Origin of the sequence: Mesorhizobium sp. M7A.F.Ca.CA.002.15.2.1 (assembly GCF_003998715.1) — a bacterium.
GTDB classification, from domain to species: Bacteria; Pseudomonadota; Alphaproteobacteria; order Rhizobiales; family Rhizobiaceae; genus Mesorhizobium; species Mesorhizobium ciceri.
The window spans coordinates 1-462 of the sequence record NZ_RZPI01001266.1 but is presented as its reverse complement, the minus strand read 5'-3'; the positions used below and the strand labels follow the sequence as shown (position 1 = coordinate 462).

Genomic DNA, 462 nt, shown 5'->3' with positions numbered 1-462 from the left:
AATCAGGACGATCCACGCGCCCTGCTCTATGCCAGCCTTTCCACCGTCACCTCGGGCACAATCGAGGACATTCGTGCCAAGCTCGGCAAGATCGATCGCAGCCGGCTGTCGGAGGGCGACCGCGCCTTGCTCGACGCCGCTCAGGCCATTGCCGGCGAGGCCGGCAGCGAGCTTGCTCCAGCGCCGGTCGCGCGATCCCGCCTCTGTCGACGCCTGCCGTTCCGGGCGGGCATCGTCGCGCAGCATTTTGCCGAAGCCGGCGTCATCGTTTCTGCCGTTCGCGGCAGGCTGCTCCGACGTCGCGCGCGTGGAGGCAAATCCTGGCAAGGCCGAGCCGAGGCTGGTGGTCATTTAGGGGCGGCTCCAAGCATCTGGTCGATCAGGTCGAGCTGTCGACGTGTTCTGGTCATGGCGGCGTCGGTCGGATCGGCGGGCTCTGGACCGGCGGCGGGGGGAGGTGGC

The 462-nt window shown here is 68.4% G+C and carries 1 pseudogene; it reads left to right on the top strand.

Annotated features, from left to right (window positions below):
• Window positions 1-159, top strand: a pseudogene (locus tag ENZ74_RS35605) (chemotaxis protein MotC); the annotation flags it as partial.
• Between the last annotated feature and the right edge of the window lie 303 nt (window positions 160-462).